Source organism: Kutzneria sp. NPDC052558, assembly GCF_044547355.1.
Taxonomy (GTDB): domain Bacteria; phylum Actinomycetota; class Actinomycetes; order Mycobacteriales; family Pseudonocardiaceae; genus Kutzneria.
Genome location: NZ_JBIUAG010000034.1, coordinates 100,909 through 120,124 on the forward strand (window position 1 = coordinate 100,909; position 19,216 = coordinate 120,124).

At 70.8% G+C, this 19,216-nt stretch carries 17 protein-coding genes and 1 riboswitch; of the genes, 9 read left to right on the top strand and 8 right to left on the bottom strand.

The annotated features are described in order from the left end of the window. Positions 1-7 precede the first annotated feature (7 nt). A complete protein-coding gene (locus ACIG5F_RS40165) occupies positions 8-337 on the top strand; it encodes a plasmid stabilization protein (RefSeq protein WP_396525335.1) in 330 nt (109 codons plus the stop codon). Between the two features lie 4 nt (positions 338-341). Here ACIG5F_RS40165 and ACIG5F_RS40170 read toward each other — a convergent pair whose 3' ends face one another. After that, a complete protein-coding gene (locus ACIG5F_RS40170; RefSeq protein ID WP_396525336.1) occupies positions 342-950 on the bottom strand; it encodes a mechanosensitive ion channel domain-containing protein in 609 nt (202 codons plus the stop codon). A gap of 177 nt (positions 951-1,127) precedes the next feature. Here ACIG5F_RS40170 and ACIG5F_RS40175 point away from each other — a divergent pair, with 177 nt between their 5' ends. Both ACIG5F_RS40175 and ACIG5F_RS40180 read left to right on the top strand, forming a co-directional pair. Then, the gene (locus ACIG5F_RS40175) at positions 1,128-1,304 is read left to right on the top strand and encodes a hypothetical protein (RefSeq protein WP_396525337.1); all 177 of its coding nucleotides are present in this window, start codon (positions 1,128-1,130) and stop codon (positions 1,302-1,304) included. 5 nt (positions 1,305-1,309) lie between these two features. Beyond that, positions 1,310-2,314 carry an NAD-dependent epimerase/dehydratase family protein gene (locus ACIG5F_RS40180; RefSeq protein WP_396525338.1) on the top strand — a complete coding sequence of 335 codons (1,005 nt, stop codon included), beginning with the start codon at positions 1,310-1,312 and terminating at the stop codon, positions 2,312-2,314. Here the strand turns inward: ACIG5F_RS40180 and ACIG5F_RS40185 are convergent. Then, positions 2,311-3,207, bottom strand: a complete 897-nt coding sequence (locus ACIG5F_RS40185) for a YihY/virulence factor BrkB family protein (protein WP_396525339.1) — start codon at positions 3,205-3,207, stop codon at positions 2,311-2,313. The genes ACIG5F_RS40180 and ACIG5F_RS40185 overlap by 4 nt on opposite strands. A gap of 57 nt (positions 3,208-3,264) precedes the next feature. Here ACIG5F_RS40185 and ACIG5F_RS40190 point away from each other — a divergent pair, with 57 nt between their 5' ends. The 3 genes from ACIG5F_RS40190 to ACIG5F_RS40200 are packed head-to-tail and all read left to right on the top strand — an operon-like array spanning position 3,265 to position 8,348. Continuing rightward, on the top strand, positions 3,265-4,290 hold the full coding sequence (locus ACIG5F_RS40190) for an SDR family oxidoreductase (protein WP_396525340.1): 1,026 nt from the start codon (positions 3,265-3,267) through the stop codon (positions 4,288-4,290). Further along, positions 4,268-5,359, top strand: a complete 1,092-nt coding sequence (locus tag ACIG5F_RS40195) for a Vms1/Ankzf1 family peptidyl-tRNA hydrolase (RefSeq protein ID WP_396525341.1) — start codon at positions 4,268-4,270, stop codon at positions 5,357-5,359. The genes ACIG5F_RS40190 and ACIG5F_RS40195 overlap by 23 nt, the downstream gene beginning before the upstream one ends. A gap of 34 nt (positions 5,360-5,393) precedes the next feature. Continuing rightward, positions 5,394-8,348: an FAD-binding and (Fe-S)-binding domain-containing protein gene (locus ACIG5F_RS40200; RefSeq protein WP_396525342.1), complete on the top strand. Its 2,955-nt coding sequence runs from the start codon at positions 5,394-5,396 to the stop codon at positions 8,346-8,348. On the opposite strand, the gene ACIG5F_RS40205 is transcribed toward ACIG5F_RS40200, so the two are convergent. Together ACIG5F_RS40205 and ACIG5F_RS40210 are read right to left on the bottom strand one after the other, a co-directional pair. After that, entirely contained in the window at positions 8,340-10,013 is a 1,674-nt protein-coding gene (locus ACIG5F_RS40205; protein ID WP_396525343.1) for a glycoside hydrolase family 15 protein, read from the bottom strand. The genes ACIG5F_RS40200 and ACIG5F_RS40205 overlap by 9 nt on opposite strands. An 18-nt stretch (positions 10,014-10,031) precedes the next feature. Then, positions 10,032-11,111 (bottom strand): enolase C-terminal domain-like protein, encoded by a 1,080-nt coding sequence (locus ACIG5F_RS40210; RefSeq protein WP_396525344.1) that lies wholly within the window; start codon positions 11,109-11,111, stop codon positions 10,032-10,034. Between the two features lie 96 nt (positions 11,112-11,207). Here ACIG5F_RS40210 and ACIG5F_RS40215 point away from each other — a divergent pair, with 96 nt between their 5' ends. Then, on the top strand, positions 11,208-11,738 hold the full coding sequence (locus ACIG5F_RS40215) for a bacterioferritin (RefSeq protein WP_396525345.1): 531 nt from the start codon (positions 11,208-11,210) through the stop codon (positions 11,736-11,738). Positions 11,739-11,796: 58 nt separating this feature from the next. Here the strand turns inward: ACIG5F_RS40215 and metE are convergent, their stop codons facing one another. Then, positions 11,797-14,103, bottom strand: coding sequence for a 5-methyltetrahydropteroyltriglutamate--homocysteine S-methyltransferase (gene metE, locus ACIG5F_RS40220; protein ID WP_396525346.1), 2,307 nt, complete (start codon positions 14,101-14,103; stop codon positions 11,797-11,799). Positions 14,104-14,230: 127 nt separating this feature from the next. After that, a riboswitch (cobalamin riboswitch) is annotated at positions 14,231-14,438 on the bottom strand. Between the two features lie 116 nt (positions 14,439-14,554). Here metE and ACIG5F_RS40225 point away from each other — a divergent pair. Beyond that, on the top strand, positions 14,555-15,559 hold the full coding sequence (locus tag ACIG5F_RS40225) for an enoyl-CoA hydratase/isomerase family protein (RefSeq protein WP_396525347.1): 1,005 nt from the start codon (positions 14,555-14,557) through the stop codon (positions 15,557-15,559). Here ACIG5F_RS40225 and ACIG5F_RS40230 read toward each other — a convergent pair. Genes ACIG5F_RS40230 through ACIG5F_RS40240 form a run of 3 tightly spaced genes read right to left on the bottom strand, consistent with a single transcriptional unit; the run spans position 15,553 to position 16,982 of the window. Continuing rightward, positions 15,553-16,176, bottom strand: a complete 624-nt coding sequence (locus tag ACIG5F_RS40230) for a dihydrofolate reductase family protein (protein ID WP_396525348.1) — start codon at positions 16,174-16,176, stop codon at positions 15,553-15,555. The two genes, ACIG5F_RS40225 and ACIG5F_RS40230, sit on opposite strands and share 7 nt — an antisense overlap. Beyond that, a complete protein-coding gene (locus tag ACIG5F_RS40235) occupies positions 16,176-16,637 on the bottom strand; it encodes an SRPBCC family protein (RefSeq protein ID WP_396525350.1) in 462 nt (153 codons plus the stop codon). The genes ACIG5F_RS40230 and ACIG5F_RS40235 overlap by 1 nt, the downstream gene beginning before the upstream one ends. Positions 16,638-16,640: 3 nt before the next feature. Continuing rightward, entirely contained in the window at positions 16,641-16,982 is a 342-nt protein-coding gene (locus ACIG5F_RS40240; protein WP_396525351.1) for an ArsR/SmtB family transcription factor, read from the bottom strand. Positions 16,983-17,269: 287 nt separating this feature from the next. Between ACIG5F_RS40240 and ACIG5F_RS40245 the strand changes: the two genes are divergently transcribed. Continuing rightward, positions 17,270-18,841: a GDSL-type esterase/lipase family protein gene (locus ACIG5F_RS40245; RefSeq protein WP_396525352.1), complete on the top strand. Its 1,572-nt coding sequence runs from the start codon at positions 17,270-17,272 to the stop codon at positions 18,839-18,841. Positions 18,842-19,216: the final 375 nt, after the last annotated feature.

Genomic DNA, 19,216 nt, shown 5'->3' on the forward strand with positions numbered 1-19,216 from the left:
GTGCCAGATGCCACAGGCCTGGAGTGACAAGCGGGAACGCCAGTACGAGCACGTGAAGGACTCGGCCCGTGACCGTGGGGAGAGTCCGAAGCGGGCCGAGGAGATCGCGGCCCGGACGGTGAACAAGAACCGGGCGCAGGCCGGGGAGTCCCGGACCGCGAGCCGGACGTCCACACAGGACATGTCGCCGCAGCGCCGGGGCGGCCTGCGGTCCGGGAACCGGACCGGGCCCAAGGGCCCGACCCGGGACCAGCTCTACAACGAGGCCAAGCAGCGCAACATCAAGGGCCGGTCGAAGATGACCAAGAACCAGTTGGCCAGGGCGCTCGGCAAGTAGGAGCTCACTGCGGGGCGTGCAGGCCGACGGTGACCCCGGCGGCCAGCACGCCGGCGTTGGGCAGCAGCAGGGTGCCGTTCTCGGCGGCCAGGGTGACGTAGGTCAGCCCCAGGGCCCGCACCCGGCCGGTGAACGGCCCGTTGAGCGCGCCGGAGCGGACCTCGATGGTGTCGCCGACACGAAAGGGCCGCACCAGCAGGATCATCAGGCCGGCGAAGACGTTGCCCAGGGTCTGCTGGGCGGCGATGCCGACCACGACGCCGGTCAGCGCGCCGCCGACGACCAGCTGCTGCAAGGGAATCGCCAGCACGCTCAGCGCGGTCAGCAGGACGACGCAGTAGCCCAGCGCCGAGATGACCACGCCGAGGACCGAGCCGGCGGAGCCGAGGCCGCGGTGGCGCATTCTGGCTTCGGTGTAGCCGGAGATGCGCCGGGTGGCCAGCACCCCGGCGATGACGAACAGCAGCGCGCCGGCCAAGGAGATCGCCTTGGCGACGACACGGTCGTGAATCGGCAGCAAACCCGCGTCCGGGGCGTTGACCGCGATCAGGGACAGGACCGCCAGCACTATCCAGAGCAGCGGTCGGCGTAGCTTCTCCTCCGTTCCAGCCATGAAGATCGCCTACCCAGACCGGCCGGACGGTATTCATCGCCAGGTCAGGCCGCCGCGCGCGGGAGCGGCCCGCGGTCAATCCCGGTCTACCGCTCATACCGGGAAAATGCCCACTCGTGGCGACCGTTCACACCCGCTGCCGGTTTCGCCCGATCGCGCGCGGGTAGCCGTCATCCCATGACCACACTGAAGGAACTGGCCCGACCGCCACTGGCGATGAACGAATGTCCGCCGGCGGTGCGCCGCCGAGCCGCCCGGCACATCGCCGCGCGGGCGGAGAACGCCGAGCAGTGCGCCGAACTGTTGGACATGCTCGGCCTGACCGCCGAGGACGGCCTGTCCCGGGAGGAGTGACCGCCATGCGCGTGGTCGTGGTCGGCGGTTCCGGCAACCTCGGAACCGCCCTGCTGCATGCGATCGAGCAGACCGAGGACATCGAGGCGGTCGGCGTCTCCCGCCGGGCGCCGGCGGTCGGGATGCCCTGGCACGAAATCGACATCTCGCGGCCCGACTCCGACGTCCTGCTGCGGGCCGCGTTCGAGAGCGCCGACGCCGTGGTGCACCTGGCCTGGCTTCTCCAGTCCAGCCACGACATCCCGCGCCTGGCGCGGACCAATGTGGACGGTAGCAAACGGGTGTTCGACGCGGCCGTGGCCACCGGGGTGAAACACCTCGTGCACATGTCGTCCGTGGGCGCCTACTCCCCCGGCCCCACCGACTACCGGGTCGACGAGTCGTGGCCGACCGACGGCGTGCCGTCCTCGACCTACAGCACCCAGAAGGCTTCTGTGGAGCGGATTCTCGACCTCGTCGCCGCCGGCGACCCCGAGCTGACCGTCACCCGGTTCCGCCCCGGCCTGGTGCTCCAGCACGAGGCGGCCAGCGAGATCCAGCGTTACTTCCTCGGCGGCCTCGTCCCGAACTTCCTGTTCGACCTGGCCGCCCGCGGCCGGCTGCCGGTGTTGCCGCTGCCCAGCGGCATGACGTTCCAGTTCGTGCACGCCAGCGATGTGGCCGACGCGATCGTGCTGGCGCTGCGGTCGCACACGTCCGGCGCGATCAACCTGGCCGCCGAACCGCCGATGACCCCGCGGAAGCTGGCTTCTCTGCTCGGGGCCATCCACATTCCGGCGCCGGTCGGCCTGTTGCGGGCCTTGGCCGCCGCGACTTGGCGGCTGCGGCTGCAACCGACCGAGCCGGGCTGGCTCGACCTCGCCGACTCCATCCCGGTGCTCGACACCACCAGGGCCACCACCGAGCTCGGCTGGACCCCGAAGCACTCGGCCCAGGAAGCGGTTCTGGCTCTGCTGCGCGGACTCGCCGAGGGCGCGGGCGCGGCGACTCCCCCGCTGGTTCCCCGCTAGGACCGCCGCCCTCGGGCCAGCTCGGCGTCGAAGGCGGCGCCGAGCAGCACGGCCAGGTTGCTGATCCACAGCCAGACCAGGAACACGACCACCCCGGCCAGCGACCCGTAGGTCTTGTTGTACGAGGCGAAGTTGGCCACGTAGATGCCGAATCCCACCGACGCCACCAGCCACAGCGCCACCGCCAGCACACTGCCGGCCGTCACCCAGAGAAAGCGCGGCTTGGGCTGGTGGACGTCGGGCGCGGCCCAGTACAGCAGGCAGATCGCCAGGCTGACGATGACCACGATCACCGGCCATTTGGCGATGCCCCAGATGAGCAGCCCGGTGGAGCCGATGCCCAGCCACTGGCCGACCTGCTCGGCGATCGGCCCGGACACCGCCAGGCCGAGGGCGGAGACCGCCAGCAGCACCATCATCGCCAGGGTCAGCCCGAGTTGGATCGGCAGCGTCTTCCACAGTGGACGGTCCTCGGTCACGCCGTAGACGGCGTTGTTGGCCCGCATGAAGCCGCCGATGTAACCGGTGGCCGCCCACAGCGCCCCCAGCAGGCCGACGATCGCCAGCGGGCCGGCCCCCGTGTGCGCGTTCTGGATCGCGCCGACCAGCAGATCCCGGCCCTGCCCGAAGTTCACCGAGTTGATGCTCTCGATCAGCATCCTGGTCGCGTCCGGCCCCAGCAGGCCGATCCCGGCCGCCAGGACGATCAGCGCCGGGAACACCGACAGGACGGCGTAGTAGGTCAAGGACGCCGCCCAGTCCATCAGGCTGTTCTCCGGCACGGCCATGACCGTGCGTTTGAGCGCGGCCCACCAGGACGATGCTGGCAGGTCGCTCGGCGTGTCCGGAGCGTGCACGGTGGTCGCCATGACCTCGATTTCCCGCGTGCCCATCGGGCGAAACCAGCGGCCGGGCGGGATATTCACTGCCGGAGCGGGTATCCGCGACCCATGGACCGAGTCGTCGTGATCACAGGGGCTACCGGCGGGGTGGGCCGGGCGACCGCGCGCGAGTTCGCCGGGCGCGGGGACCGGGTCGCGCTGTTGGCCCGCGGCGGGGCCGGATTGGCCGCCGCGGCCGAGGACGTGCGGGCGGCGGGCGGCGATCCGCTGCCGATCCCGGTCGACGTCGCCGACCCACAACAGGTGGAAGACGCGGCCACGGCGGTGGAGGAGGCGTTCGGTCCCATCGACATCTGGGTCAACGACGCCTTCAGCTCCGTGTTCGCCCCGGTCGACGAGATCAGCGCCGAGGAGTACCGTCGCGTCACCGAGGTCACGTACCTGGGGTACGTGCACGGCACGCTGGCGGCGTTGAAGCGGATGAAGCCCCGTGGCCGCGGGACGATCGTGCAGGTGGGTTCGGCGTTGGCGCATCGGGGAATCCCGTTGCAGGCCGCCTACTGCGGGGCCAAGCACGCGATCAAGGGCTTCACCGAGTCGCTGCGCTGCGAGCTGCTGCACGACCGCAGCGGCGTGCACGTGACGATGGTGCACCTGCCGGCGGTGAACACGCCGCAGTTCGACTGGCTGCTGTCCCGCCTGCCACGGCCGGCCCGGCCGGTGCCGCCCATCTACCAACCCGAACTCGCGGCCGAGGCGATCGTGCACGCGGCCACCCACCCACGGCGGCGGGAGTACTGGGTCGGCGGTTCGACCGTCGCCACCATTCTGGGCGAGAAGCTGTCCGGCGGCCTGCTGGACCGCTACCTCGCCCGCACCGCATACGAGGCCCAGCAAGTGGATCGCACGCCACCGCGGTCGGGGCCGAACCTGTGGGAGCCGGCCGACCGCCGGCTCGACCACGGCGCGCACGGCGCGTTCGACGACACGGCGCGGGCAAGCAGCCGGCAGTGGTGGCTGAACTCCCGCCGCAACGCGCTGCTGGCCGGCGCGGCGGCGACGACCGCGCTGCTGCTGCGCCGCCGCGTCCGGGGAAAGGACAAGGGAAACCATGGAAACGACCGAGCTACGTGACCTGGTGGTCGCGCCCGGCGACTTCGCGTCGGTGTATCTCGACGCCAGCCACGACACCGAGGACGCCGAGCAGGCGCTTCGGCTGCGCTGGCAGGAGATCCGCGCGGCACTGGAGGACCAGCACGCGGACCGGCCGACCGTGCGGGAGCTGGAGCAGACCGTGCTCGAGGGCGCGAAGCCGGTGGGCCGGGCCGGCCGGGCCCTGATCGCGTCCGCGGGCCGGGTGCTGCTCGACACCTGGCTGCCGGTGCCGCCCGCGACACCGGTGGTTCGCTGGTCCACGCTGCCGTACCTGCTTCCGCTGGCCGCCCAGCACGTTCCGCCGCTGCCGTACGTGGTCGTGATCACCGACCGCCTCGGGGCCGACCTGCGCGGCTACGGCCCGCACGGCGAGCTGACCGCGAGGACCACGGTGGACGGTGTGGACCATCCGGTGCACAAGGTTGCCGGCACCGGCTGGACGCATCTGAAGATGCAGCACCGGGTGGAGAACACCGCGCACCACAACGCCACCGAGGTCGCCGAGGCGGTCTCACGGATGGCCGACGACCTGCACGCCCAGCTGATCATCGTGGCGGCCGAGGTGCAGGCGCGGGCCGAGCTGCACGAGGCGTTGCCCAAGCGTCATCAGGAGATCCTGGTCGACACCTCGACCGGCGGCCGGGCCGACGGCATCGACGAGGCGGCGTTGGAGGCCGAGGTCAGGCTGATCGCCGAGGACTACGCCCGGGCCGCGCAGCAGACCTGGGTCGACCGGTTCGCCGCCGAGCTGGCCCGGGACACCGGCCTGGCCGTGCAGGGGCTGGAGCCGGTCACCGCGGCGCTGCGCGAGGCCCGGGTCGACACGGTGATCGTCACCGACGAGCTGGCCGCCGATCGTCCACTGTGGACCGGCGAGGAGCTCGCCCAGGTGGCGATCGACGCCGAAGGGCTGGCCGAGGACGGCCGGCTGACCCGGCGGGCCGACGAGGCATTGCCCGCGGCGGCTTCGGTTTCCGGCGCGAACCTGGTGGTGCCGGACGGCCACCTGCCGCTCGCCGACGGCGTCGGGGCGCTGCTGCGGTACTGACGACTGCCCGCTCACGTGAATCGGAGGCGATCAGGTGGACCTCGCTGCGCAACTCGACAGGACAGTGCACGGCGAGGTCCGGTTCGACCCCGGCAGCCGGGCCGCTTACTCCACCGACGCCTCCAACTACCGCCAGGTCCCCATCGGCGTGGTGGTTCCTCGGTCCATTGAGGACGGTGTCGCCGCCATCGGGGCCTGTCACGAGGCCGGCGTGCCCGTGCTGTCCCGCGGCGGCGGCACCAGCCTGGCCGGCCAGTGCTGCAACGAGGCCGTGGTGCTGGACTGGTCCAAGTACTGCGACCGGCTGGTGTCCGTGGACGTCGCGGCCAAGACCGCCGTCGTGGAGCCCGGAATCGCGCTGGACCGGCTCAACGACCAGCTCGCCGGGCACGGGCTGATGGTCGGCCCCAAGCCGTCCACGCACGTCAGCTGCACGATCGGCGGCATGATCGGCAACAACTCCTGCGGCTCGACCGCGCAGGCGTACGGCAAGATGGTGGACTCCGTGGTGCGACTGGAGATCCTCACCCACGACGGCTGCCGGGCCTGGGTGGGCGAGACCTCCGACGAGGACTACGAGCGGATCGTCGCCGGCGGCGGCCGGCTGGCCGAGCTCTACCGGGGGCTGCGCGACATCCGGGACACCTACCTGGCCGAGATCCGCACCCGGTACCCGAAGATCCCGCGGCGGGTCTCCGGCTACAACCTCGACTCGCTGCTGCCGGAGAACGGGTTCAACGTGGCGCAAGCCCTGGTGGGCAGCGAAAGCACGCTGGTGACCGTGCTCAGGGCCGAGATCAGGCTGGTCGACGTGCTGCCGGCCCGCACGCTGGTCGTGCTGGGGTTCCCCGACATCACCGACGCGGCCGACTGCGTGCCGCACGTCCTGCCGCACAACCCGGTCGCGCTGGAGGGAGTCGACGAGCAACTGGTCCAGTTGGAGCACAGCGAGCATCTGGCCGAGCAGGCCATCAGGCAGCTGCCCAAGGGCAGCGGTTGGCTGATGGTCCAGTTCGCCGGCGCCGACCAGGAGGAGGTCGACCGTCGCGCACGGGCGCTGTGCGACGACCTGAAGTCTCCCAGCATCGCCTTCCTCGACGACCCGGCCCGGGAGGAGGAGCTCTGGCAGGCCAGGGAAGCCGGCCTTGGCGCCACCGCCTATCCGCCGCAGGGCCCAGAGACCCATGAGGGCTGGGAGGACGCCGCCGTGCCGCCGGACAAGCTCGGCGACTATCTGCGCGAGTTCCGCGACCTCCTGGAGCGCTACGAGTACGAGAACGCTTCCCTGTACGGGCATTTCGGCCACGGCTGTGTGCACACCCGCATCCCGTTCGACCTGACCACCGCCGACGGCGTCGCCAAGTACCGGCGGTTCGCGCGCCACAGCGCCGAGCTGGTCGTGTCCTTCGGCGGCTCGCTGTCCGGCGAGCACGGCGACGGCCAGTCCCGGGGCGAGCTGCTGCCGCTGATGTTCGGCGACCGTCTGGTCGAGGCCTTCGGCAAGGTCAAGGCGCTGTTCGATCCCGACGACCTGATGAATCCCGGCAAGGTCGTGCACCCGCACCGGTTGGACCAGAACCTGAGGCAGGGCAGCGACTATCGGCCGTGGGAGCCGGCGACGACCTTCGCCTACCCCGATGACGACAACCGTTTCGCCAAGGCCGCGGCGCGGTGTGTCGGCGTGGGCAAGTGCCGGGGCCATGAGAGCGGTGTGATGTGCCCCAGCTACCGGGCGACCCGTGAGGAGGAGCACTCCACCCGGGGTCGGGCCCGACTGCTGTTCGAGATGCTCAACGGCTCCGTGATCACCGACGGCTGGCGGTCCGAGGCCGTGCACGACGCCCTGGACCTCTGCCTGGCGTGCAAGGGATGTCAGAGCGACTGTCCGGTCAATGTGGACATGGCCACGTACAAGGCCGAGTTCCTGTCCCATCACTACGATGGCCGGCTGCGGCCGCTGTCGCACTACTCCATGGGCTGGCTGCCGCTGTGGGCCCGCCTGGCGGCGCTCGCGCCGACAGTGGTCAACTCGGTGTCGAACCTCCGGCTGGTCAAGGCCTTGGGCGGCATAGCCCAGCAGCGCACGACACCGTTGTTCGCGGCGCAGCGGTTCTCCCGCTGGTTCGCCGGCCGGACCGGACCGGCCGGTTCCAGGGGCGCCGTGCTGCTGTGGCCGGACACGTTCACCAACAACTTCCATCCGGCCATCGGCAAGGCCGCCGTGCAGGTGTTGGCGGCCGCCGGCTTCGAGGTGATCAGCCCTCATCAGACTGTCTGCTGTGGACTGACCTGGATCTCCACCGGTCAGCTCTCCGTGGCCAAGAAGGTCGCCCGCCGCACACTGGACGTGCTGCGCCCGCAGTTGCGGGACGGCACCCCGATCGTCGTGCTGGAACCCAGCTGCGCGGCGGTGTTCCGCGACGATCTGCCCAAGCTCCTGCACGGCGACCAGGACGCGCACCGGCTGGCCCACCAGACCAAGACCCTCGCCGAAATCCTCACCGAACGCGCCCCCGACTGGCGTCCCCCGACAGTCGGGTTGCAGGCCGTGGCCCAACCCCACTGCCACCACCATGCGGTGCTCGGCTTCGGCACTGACGAGAAACTCATGCGCCACTACGGCATCGACGTCGACGTCCTCGACGCCGGCTGTTGCGGCCTCGCCGGCAACTTCGGCTTCGAGAAGGAGCACTACGAGGTCTCCATGGCCTGCGCCGAGGACAAGCTCCTACCGGAGTTGCGGGGCGCCGGCCCGGGCACTCTCGTGCTGGCCGACGGCTTCAGCTGCCGGACCCAGATCGACCAGTCCGATGTGGACCACCGGCCGATGCACCTGGCCGAAGTGCTCGCGGCTGCCCTGCAAGGGAAGCAGCCTCGACCCGGGCGGCCCTCCGCGCCGGGCAGGGCGGCGCGGACGGCCGTTGCGGCAGCTGCCCTCGCCACCGTCGCCGCCCCCGCTCTGGCCTGGCTGGTCCGCCGCTCACGCTGACCAGTCCCGGGCCAGGCGGGCCGAGCACTCCAAGAGCATGCCGTGCACGAAGGCCTGGGGCAGGTTGCCGCGGAGCTGCCGTTGGCCGACGTCGTACTCCTCGGTGAACAGCCCGGGCGGCCCGCAGGCGGCGCGGTTGCGTTCGAATCGGCGGGCGGCGGCGATGGCGTCGCCCTGCTGCTGTTCGGCCAAGGCGAGCCAGAAGCCGCAGATCAGGAAGGCACCCTCGGCCGCGCCCAGAGGCCGTTGGTCGGGCCGGAAGCGGTACACGTAGCCATCCCGGCCGAGATCGTCCCGAACGGCCCGCACGGTCGCCGCGGTGCGGGGATCATCGGCCGGCACCGCGCCCCGGAGCGCCGGCAGCAGCAGGGCGGCGTCTACGGCATCGTCGTCCGGGGAACGCTGCCACCGACCCGTGGGGTGCAACGAGGTCCGGGCGGTCTCGGCCAGGATGGCGTCGGCCAGGGCACTGCATCGGTTGGTCTGGGTGGACTCGGCGGTACGCCGCAAACCGGCGACGCAGGTCAGGTTCGAGTGGGTCCAGGACCGTTCCTCCAGCTCCCAGATGCCGGCGTCGGACCGCCGCCAGTGCCGGTCGATGGCGTCCACGACAACACCGACCGCCTGTGAGGCCTCCGGAGTCAGGCGGTCACGCCCGGCGGCCGCGGCGAACAGCAGCAGTGCCTCGCCGAAGGCGTCCAACTGGAACTGGCGCCGCACCCGGTTGCCGACCCGGTCGGTCCCGCCGGGATAGCCGGGCAGGTCCAGGTCGCGCTGGTCCGGGATCTGGCCGCCGGTGACGGTGTAGGCGGGGCGCAGGTCGGGTCCGTGCTCCAGGATCCGCTCGGCGACGAACCGCACGGCGTCGTCCAGCAGCGAATGCGGCCCGTGGGCGGCAACCGCCTGGCCGACATAGCATTGGTCACGGATCCAGGCGTACCGGTAGTCGTAGTCGCCGCCGTCCTTGGCCCGTTCGGGCAGGGAAGTCGTTGCGGCGGCGACCATTCCGCCGGTGGCGGAGGTGAGGCCGCGCAGCACGGCGTAGGCGTGGGCGGTGTCGACGGGCACGAGCGTGTCGGAGCAGTCGGGAACGGCCTGCCGCCAGCGGTGTTCGGTTTCCTGCCAACAGCTCTCGGGATCCGGCGGCGGCCCGTCGAACGGACGGTCGGAGACCTCCAGCACGAAGTCGTGGTGGCGACCGTCATCGAGCCGCACATCGACCGCGCCACGCCAACGCACCCAGAGGGAATCGACGCGCATGACGCCGTCACGCCGGATCTCGTGCGGCCCGATCCGGCAACGGATCCGCATCGCGACCGGGTCGTCCACGGCCAGAATCCGCCGCAGCAGCACGACCCGATGCGGATCCGCCGGCAGGGCCAGCGCTTCCCGGCACTCCACGATCGTGTCCCTCGTGGTCCACCGGCTGTGCCAGATCAGGGTGCCCGGCTCGTAGAACCCGCCCCACACATGCCACGGATCCGCCGGCGCGACCTGGCAGTGCCCGCCGCCTCCGATCAGCCCGCCGAACACCGCGTCGTCGTGCCAGCGCGGCGCGCACATCCACGCCACGCAGCCCTGCGGGTCGATCAGCGCCCCACGCTCGCCGTCGGCCACCAGCGCGTATTCCCGCAACACATGCGGCATGCAGTCCTGTCCGTCCACACGAGACGGATACCCCGCTCAGGCCACGCGGAAGCGCTCCGCGTCGGCTGCCTTGAGCACCAGCCCGTTTCCCTCGGTCTCGGCCGGCACGAGGTGGCCCTGCACCGGCTCCAGCACGCCGTCGAACAGCATCCGCTCGATGCGCACGTGGTCGTGGAAGAACTCGATGTGCCGCAGGCCAGGCGGCACCGTCGCGACATGCACGTGAGCCGACGGCGCACAGTGCGCGGACACCGGCCGCACGGTGCCGGCGGTGACCCGCAGCCACTCGGTGATGCCGGCGCACCTGGTCACGTCGGCCTGCATGACGTCCACACACGGGGCCATGGCGAGGAAGTACTCCAGGTGATAGCCGTACTCCCCCGCGGTCACATCCAACGGGAGCGTGCGCGTGAGGTCGGCCAGGCCCCGCAAGTCGTCGGAGCTGACCGGCTCCTCGAACCACGACACGCCGGCCTCCTCCAGCAGCCGCAGTCCCAGCCGCCGGGCGGTCACCTGGTCGTACGCGCCGTTGGCGTCCACGTACAGCTCCGCATCGTCGCCGATCTCCGCGCGCACAGCCCGGGCCCGGGCGAGGTCGTCCTGCGGCGAGATGCCGATCTTCATCTTCACCCGCGGAATGCCCTGCTCCACCCAGCCGGCCAGCTGCGCCACCAGATCGTCCCGGGAGTAAGTCGTGAAACCGCCGGAGCCGTACACCGGCACCTCGGCCCGACTGCCGCCCAGCAGCCGATGCAGCGGCACGCCGAGCAGGCGGGCCTTGGCGTCCCACAACGCCATGTCCACGGCCGCGATCGCCATCGAGCACAGCCCGGGCCGGCCCAGGTTGCGGATCGCCGACCGCATCGCCTCCCACGCCGTCGACGTCTCCCGCACGTCCATCCCCACCACCCGCGGCGCCAGCAGGCCGGAGATCAGGCCCGTCAGGCACTCGTGCCCGTAGGTGTGGCCGATGCCGGTCGTCCCGGCCCGCGTTCGAACCGTCACCACCACGATCGTCGTGGCGTCCCAGGACAGCGTCCCGTCGGCCTCCGGGCCGTCGGTCGGCACCGTGTACGCCGCCGCCTCGACCGTGCCGACCTCGTAGCCCGCACTCATGCCTAGTGGATTACCCAGTCACAGCGCGGGTAATCCCCGTGAATGGACCGCGGCGGCGCGGGTACCCGCTCGGGCAGACACCTTGAGGAGGACTCGATGGACAACCAGTTCGCGATCGACGTCACCAAGATCCGCGAAGACGCCCGCGCCAAGATGCAGGACGGTCCGGTGACCGGAACCTATCAGGGCGACACCAAGCGTCTCATCGAGCTGCTCAACGACGTCGTGGCGACCGAGGTGGTCTGCTTCCTGCGCTACAGCCAGCACGCCATCGCCGCCACCGGCATCGACCGCGCCCAAGTCGCGGCCGAGTTCCGCGAGCACGCCAAGCAGGAGATGGACCACGGGCTGCGCGCCGCCGAGCGGATCAGCCAGCTCGGCGGCTCGCCCGACTTCGATCCGGCGACGCTGGCCGCCCGCGCCCACACCGAGTACGTCACCACCGACGAGTCCGACCTGCGCCGGATGCTGGAGGAGAACCTGGTCGCCGAGCGGATCGTCATCTCCTCGTACCAGGAGATCATCCGCTGGATCGGCGACAGCGACCCGACCACCCGGCGGCTGATGGAATCCATCCTGGAAGAGGAGGAAGAGCACGCCGACGACATCCTCGACCTGCTGGACTGACGTCGCGCGAAGACCGCGGCGGGCGGCAGTGCCGCCCGCCACGGTGAACGCGGATCCACTAACGCGCCCGGAGCTGCCCGGTGGCGGCGACCAGGTTCGCCAGCGTCGCCCGAACCTCGGGGTAGCCGCGGGTCTTGAGCCCGCAGTCGGGGTTCACCCACAGCCGCTCGACCGGGAACGCCGCGGTGGCGACCTGAAGGCGTCCCACGATCTCCTCGACCGAGGGCACTCGCGGCGAGTGGATGTCCCACACGCCCGGCCCGGCCTCGTTCGGATAGCCGGCCCGGGCCAGACCGTCCACAATGGCCATGTTGGAGCGGGCCGCCTCCAGGCTGATCACGTCGGCGTCCATGTCCACAATGGCCTGGAGCACGTCGCCGAACTCGGCGTAGCACATGTGGGTGTGGACCTGGGTCTCGTCCCGCACGCCCGAGGTCGCCAGCCGGAACGAGGCCACGGCCCAGTCCAGGTACCCGGCGCGGTTGGCGGTCCGCAGCGGCAGCGTCTCGCGCAGCGCCGGCTCGTCCACCTGGATCACCGAGATCCCGGCGGCCTCCAGGTCGACGACCTCGTCCCGCAGCGCCAACGCGACCTGGCGGGCGGTGTCGCCCTCGGGCTGGTCGTCACGGACGAACGACCACGCCAGCATCGTCACCGGGCCGGTCAGCATGCCCTTGACCGGCTTGTCGGTCAGGCTCTGCGCGTAGGTCGACCACTCGACGGTCATGGGCAACGGGCGGGACACGTCGCCGACGATGATCGGCGGCCGGACGTAGCGGGTGCCGTAGGACTGCACCCAACCCTGTTGCGTGGCCAGGAATCCGGCCAGCTGCTCGCCGAAGTACTGGACCATGTCGTTGCGTTCGGGCTCGCCGTGCACCAGCACGTCCAGCCCGATCCGCTCCTGCTCGCCGATGACCGAGCGGATCTCCGCCCGCATGGCCTCCTGGTAGCCGGCGTGGTCCAGCTTCCCGGCCCGCAGCGCGGCGCGGGCCTTGCGCAGCTCGGCGGTCTGGGGGAACGAGCCGATGGTCGTGGTCGGCAGCTCCGGCAGGCGCAGCCGCTCCTGCTGGGCCTGCCGGCGCTTGCCGTACGGGCTGGTCCGGTGCTCGTCGGCGTCGGTCACCGCGGCGACCCGCGCACGCACGGCCGGCACCCGCACGATCGGCGACGCGGCCCGCGACGCCAGCCGGTTTTCGTTGACCAGCAAGGCATTGCTGATCGCGGCGCGGCCTTCGGTCAGGCCGCGGCGCAGGGTGACGATCTCGGCGACCTTCTGCCGTGCGAACGACAGCCAGCCCGCGATCTCCGGGTCCAGGTCGGTCTCCAGCGTCACGTCGTAGGGGACGTGCAGCAGGGACGAAGAGGCGGCCACGTCGACCGAGCCGGCCAGGCCCAGCAGCGTGCCCAGGGTGGCCAGCGCGGCCGACAGGTCGGCGGCCCAGATGTTGCGGCCGTTGATCACGCCGGCGACCAGGCGCTTGTCCTGGACGCCGCCGATCGCGGCCAGGCCCGCCAGGTTGGCGGCGGCGTTGTTGGTGAAGTCGACGGCCAGGCCCTCGACCGGGGACTCGGCCAGCACCGGCAACGCGTCGGCGAGGCGGTCGAAGTACGAGGCGACTAGGATCTTCGGCCGGTTCGGCACGGCGGCCAGCGCGGCATAGGTCGAGGCGACCTTGTCCAGCACCTCGGCCGGCTGGTCGGTCACCAGCGCCGGCTCGTCCAGCTGCACCCACTCGGCCCCGGCCGCGCGCAACTGCGCCAGCAGGTCCGCGTAGAGCGGCACGATCTTGTCCAGCAGGTCCAGTGGCCGGAAGCCCACGGTGTCGGTGGGATCCTTGGCCAGCAACAGGAACGTCACCGGTCCGACCAGCACCGGGCGGGTGGTCACGCCCTGCGCCAGCGCCTCGGCGAACTCCGCCAACGGCTTGCTCGCGTCCAGGGTGAACTCGGTGTCCGGACCGAGCTCGGGCACCAGGTAGTGGTAGTTGGTGTCGAACCACTTGGTCATCTCCAGCGGCGGCACGTCTGCATTGCCGCGAGCCAGGGCGAAGTAGCGGTCGAGCCGGCCCTTCGGCGTCGACACGTCGGGCACGGCGTCGAGGTGCCGCCGCGGGATCGCGCCCAGCAGCACAGCGGTGTCCAGGACATGGTCGTAGAACGAGAAGTAGTTGCTCGGGATCTCGTCCACACCGGCCTCGCGCAGCTCGGCGAGGTTGCTCAGCCGCAGCTCACGGGCCGTGTCCAGCAGGGCGCTCGCGTCGGTCCGGCCGGCCCAGTAGGCCTCGATCGCCTTCTTCAACTGGCGGTCCGCGCCCTGCCGCGGATAGCCGTGCAGGGTGGCACGGCTGGTGGTCGGTGTCACGGGGCTCTCCTTCGCGAGTCCACGTGGACCCCGGGGGCACGCCGCGACGAGCCCACCCCGGCGGCCCGGCGGCCGCAGGTGAGGCTCGGCGAGGACCCGCCCACGAGGTCTCAGCCAGCGCCCCACGGTCGTGGGACGCACAGCGGGCAGGTCTTCGGACTCGCGGGCGCACTGCTCGTGCCTACTGGCCGTCGCTTCCCAGGCCCGTCGGGCCCAGTGCTGTGTGACGGCGGTCGTTCCCACTCACCGCTGCGGGGCAGTCCCGGATTCGCACCGGATTCCCTCTTGCGACGACCGTCCCGGGGGACGGCCGAACCAGCTGCGGGGCCCACTCTAGCCGCCGGCGCAAGAGCCGTGGCGCAGTTGCGTTCGTCACGCTGGCCCGTCGGCACGGCGGAGGGCCACGTCACAGGCGCTCGACATAGTTGGACGTCCTACTTTATGGTGCGGCATGCCCGAAGTCGATTTCCTTGTGCGCAGCGGGATCGGCCGGATCACGCTGAACCGGCCGAAGGCGCTGAACGCCCTCACCCACGCCATGGTGAAGGCGATCAGCGCACAGCTGGACCGATGGCGTGACGATCCGGCCGTGCGGGCCGTGGTCATCGAGGGCGCGGGCGAGCGCGGGCTGTGCGCCGGCGGCGACATCCGCTCCATCTACGAGGACGCGAAGGCCGGCGGCGCCGAGTCGCTGACGTTTTGGGCCGACGAGTACCGGCTGAACGCGCAGATCGCCCGCTACCCCAAGCCGTACGTGGCGATCATGGACGGCCTGGTGATGGGCGGCGGGGTCGGCGTCTCGGCCCACGGCAGCCACCGGGTGGTCACCGAACGGTCCCGGGTCGCGATGCCGGAGGTCGGCATCGGCTTCATCCCCGATGTCGGCGGCACATATCTGCTGTCTCGGGCGCCGGGGCAGACCGGTGTGCACATGGCCCTCACGGCGGCGCAGCTGTCCGGGGCGGACGCGATCCACTGTGGACTCGCCGACTACTTCGTGCCGAGCGACCGGCTGCCGGATCTGTTCGACGCCTTGGCCGCCCAGACGCCCGACGCCGCGCTGGCCGCCCTCTCCGAGCCTGCGCCGCCGAGCGCGGTGGCGGCCGACCGCGAGTGGATCGACCGGTGCTACTCGGCGTCCACAGTGGAGGAAATCCTGGATAGGCTGTGGGCCAACGGGTCCGCGGCGGCGGCCAAGGAGATCGAGACCAAATCCCCCACCGCGCTCAAGGTCACGCTACGCGCGCTCCGGCAGGCCGCCGCACTGCCCGACCTGGAATCGGCGCTGGCCCAGGAATATCGGCTCGCCCGGCACGCCTTCGGCACCGCCGAGCTGATCGAGGGCATCCGCGCGCAGATCATCGACAAGGACCGCTCCCCGCGCTGGTCGCCGTCCACCCTGGCCGACGTCGACGACGCGGTCGTCGACGCCTACTTTGCGGCGGCGTCTCACTGACGTTGCCGGACGACGTAGGTCAGGTGCGTCACCCGCGGCGACGACTCCGCGCGAACCTGTTCCAGGGCAACGCGACTAGCATCCACGCCCTCGAACAGGCGAACCCCGGCGCCGAACAGCACGGGCGACAAGGCGATGGTGAACTCGTCGACCAGGCCGGCGTTCACGTGCTCCAGGATCGTCGCGCCGCCGCCGGCAATGCGGACATCACGGTCGCCGGCGGCGACGCGGGCCTGCTCCACCGCGGCCTCGACGCCGTCGTTGACGAAGTGGAAGGTGGTGCCGCCCGGCCGTTCCCAGGGGTCGCGCTTCTCATGCGTGACAACAAAAACCGGCGTGTGGAACGGGGCGTTCTCCGGCCACATCCGCTCGCCGGCGTCGAACATGCGCTTGCCCATGACGCTCGCGCCGGTACGTGCGAACGTCTCCCGCACGATGTCGTTGTCGCGGCCTTCTTCGCCGCCTTCGCCCAGCCCGAGGTTCTCCCGGAAGGACCGCAGCGGGAAGATCCACCGCTGCAACTCCATCCACTGCCGTCCCATCAACTCCTCGGACGTCTCGGGCGCGATGAACCCGTCCAGCGACATCGACACGCTGAAGAACACCTTGCCGGCCATCAGTCCTCCACGATCTCGGCCACGTAGGCGGCCAGGTTGCCCAGGGTCTGCTGCCCGCCTTCGATGGCGTGGTACTTCTCCACAGCCTCGTCACGCAGTTGCTTGGTGGGGAACACAGTGCGCATCTCGATCCGGGTCGCCGCGCCGTCGGGCGCGAACGTGATGACCGAATCGAAGGCGTTCGGATCGTCGCGAAACTCCCCGTGCCGCAAGGAGATCCGCTCCGGCGGGGCGATCTCGGCCCAGGAGATCCACTCCTGGTAGTCCGTGCCGTCCGGGCCGTGCATGACAAACCGCCACTCCCCGCCGACGCGGAACTCGAAGGCCCGCGTGGTCGTGGTGAACCCCTCCGGCCCCCACCACCGCGACAGGTGCCGAACCTCGGTGAACGCCTCGAACACCAGCTCCCGTGGTGCGTCGATGACCCGGGAGATGACGATCTCGCGGTCGGTCGTGCTCATCAGCTACTCCCCTTGCCTTTCCTGCTTGAGGTCCTGCACGTACGCGTCCAGACGGTCGAAGCTGGCGTTCCAGAACCGCTCGAAACCGCCGGTCCACTCGTGCACGGGCCGAAGCCCACGGGCGTCCAGGCCGTACAGGCGCTGCTTGCCGGCCTTGCGGTCGCGCACCAGCCCGACCTCGCGCAGCACCCGCAGGTGCTTGGACGCCCCCGGCTGGGTCAGACCGAGCTCCCGGGCCAGGTCCGTCACCGGCCGCTCCCCCGTTCGCAGCAGCGCCAGGATCTCCCGGCGCTGCGGCTCGGCGATCGCGTTGAACACGTCCGAGGTCGTCGCTGCCCGTGCCATGCCGGCAATCATATGCCCATATCGGTATGCGTCAAGCTGCCGCCGCGTTACATATGACCTCGGAGGTGCGGTAGCGCTAGGCCGAACCGATGTCCAGTTGCCGCAGCTCGGACTATGTTCAGGCCGCCGAAGTTGACGATACCTTGGATCTCTATCACCGCAGGTGGCGTCACCCGCAACGGTTTGCAGCAATTTGTCAGGAATTTTCTTCACAGTATCGACACATTGCGGCAACCCGTGGCGGGCTCGTACCGTGGCGGTCCCTGCATCGGAAATGTGGAGGACTCGTGTCCACGCGACTGCTCTCGACCGTCTGCGGTGCACTGCTGGTGGCCGCCGCCCTCACGCATCCGGCCGCCGCCCAACCGGAGGACACGCCGTGGACGGGGACCTGGTCGGTTTCCCCGCAGGCCGGCGGACCTTCGTTCAACCAGCAGACGCTGCGCCAGGTCGTGCACACCAGCATCGGCGGCACCGCCGCCCGGGTCGAGATCTCCAACGCCTTCGGCTCCGCGCCGCTGAACGTCGCCGATGTCCATGTGGCGCAACGGACTTCCGGCTCGACCGTCACCAACGACCATGCCGTGACCTTCGGCGGCCAGCGGACGACCACCATCCCGGCCGGCGGGCTCGCGGTGAGCGACTCGGTCGCGTTCGCCGTGCCGGCGCTGGCCGACGTGGCCGTCAGCATGTACCTGCCGCAGGCCACCGGGGCGTCGACCTTTCACCAGCAGGGCAACGCCACCAACTACATCGCCGGCGGCGACGTCAGCGGGAACGCCACACTGTCCGGCGCGCAGACCACCGGCAGCTACTCCTTCCTGGCCAACCTGGACGTGCAGAACGCCAACTCGCCCGGCGCGGTCGTCACGCTCGGCGCGTCCATCACCGACGGCGTCGCCTCAGGCACCGACGACAACCGCCGGTGGCCCAACGACCTCGCCACCCGGCTGGCCCAGACCGGGCGGCCCGTCGGCGTGCTCAACCAAGGCATCAGCGGCAACCGGCTGCTCGTCGACGGCGCCGGGCCCAGCGCCCTCAACCGCTTCGACCGGGACGTGCTCAACCAGCCCGGGGCCAAGTGGGTGATCTTCTCCGACGACCCGATCAACGACCTCGGCTCCACCAGCCCGCCGCCGTCGGCCGACCAGCTCATCACCGGGGCCAAGCAGCTCGTGTCCCGGGCCCACGCCCGTGGGCTGAAGTTCCTCTGCTCCACCCTGACCCCGTACCAGGGCGCGGGCTACTGGACGCAGCAAGGCGAAACCGCCCGCGAAGCCTTCAACGCGTTCGTCCGCAGCGCTGGCAACGGCTGCGACGGCGTCGTCGACCAGGACACCGCCACCCACGACCCCAGCCGGCCCACCTGGTACCTGCCGTCGTACGACGCCGGCGACCATTTGCACCCCAACGAAGCCGGCCTCCAGGCCATCGCCAACGCCGTCGACCTGGCGGTGTTCGGCACCGCCGCCACCCCCGTGGTCAGCATTCGCGCCCACGCCAACAGCGAGTACGTCACCGCCGGCGCCGCGCCGTTGATCGCCAACCGCACGGCGATCGGTTCGTCGGAGCAGTTCGACCTGGTGAGCAACCCCGACGGCAGCGTGAGCTTCCGCGCCCACGCCAACGGGAATCTCGTCACCGCCGACAACGCCGGCGGTGCGCCGTTGATCGCCAACCGCACGGCCGTCGGGCCGTGGGAAGAGTTCGACCTGGTGAGCAACCCCGACGGCAGTGCGAGTTTCCGCGCCCACGCCAACGGAAATCTGGTGTGCGCCGACAACGCGGGTGCGGCGGCGCTGATCGCCAACCGAACGGCCATCGGACCGTGGGAAGAGTTCGACCTGGTCCGGGGGTGATCAGGGGTGATCAGGGCTGGTCAGGGCTGGTCAGGGGGAAGGCGGTGCAGGGGCGGGGCGGGGCCGGGCCGGCGGCGTGGGGGTGGGGAGCGGGCGGCTGGGGAGAGGCCTAGCGCGGGGAACGGGAGCGGGGACCCAGGGCCGAGAGTGGGAGCGGCTGCGGCTGAAGAGGGTGTGGGTGTGGTTCTGGTGCCCGCGCCGCGCGGTTGCCGTGGGGTGGGGTTTGCGTTGAGAGGTGGGGCCGTTGTGCGGTTGGGGGTGGGGTGGGCCAGTTTGGTTAGTGGCTCCGGGTGGATTTTGTGTGGAGACCTCTGGGCGATGGCGTATCAAGGCGCTATCGGGCAGGCTCCGCCTGCCTCGATACGCAAGAAGCTT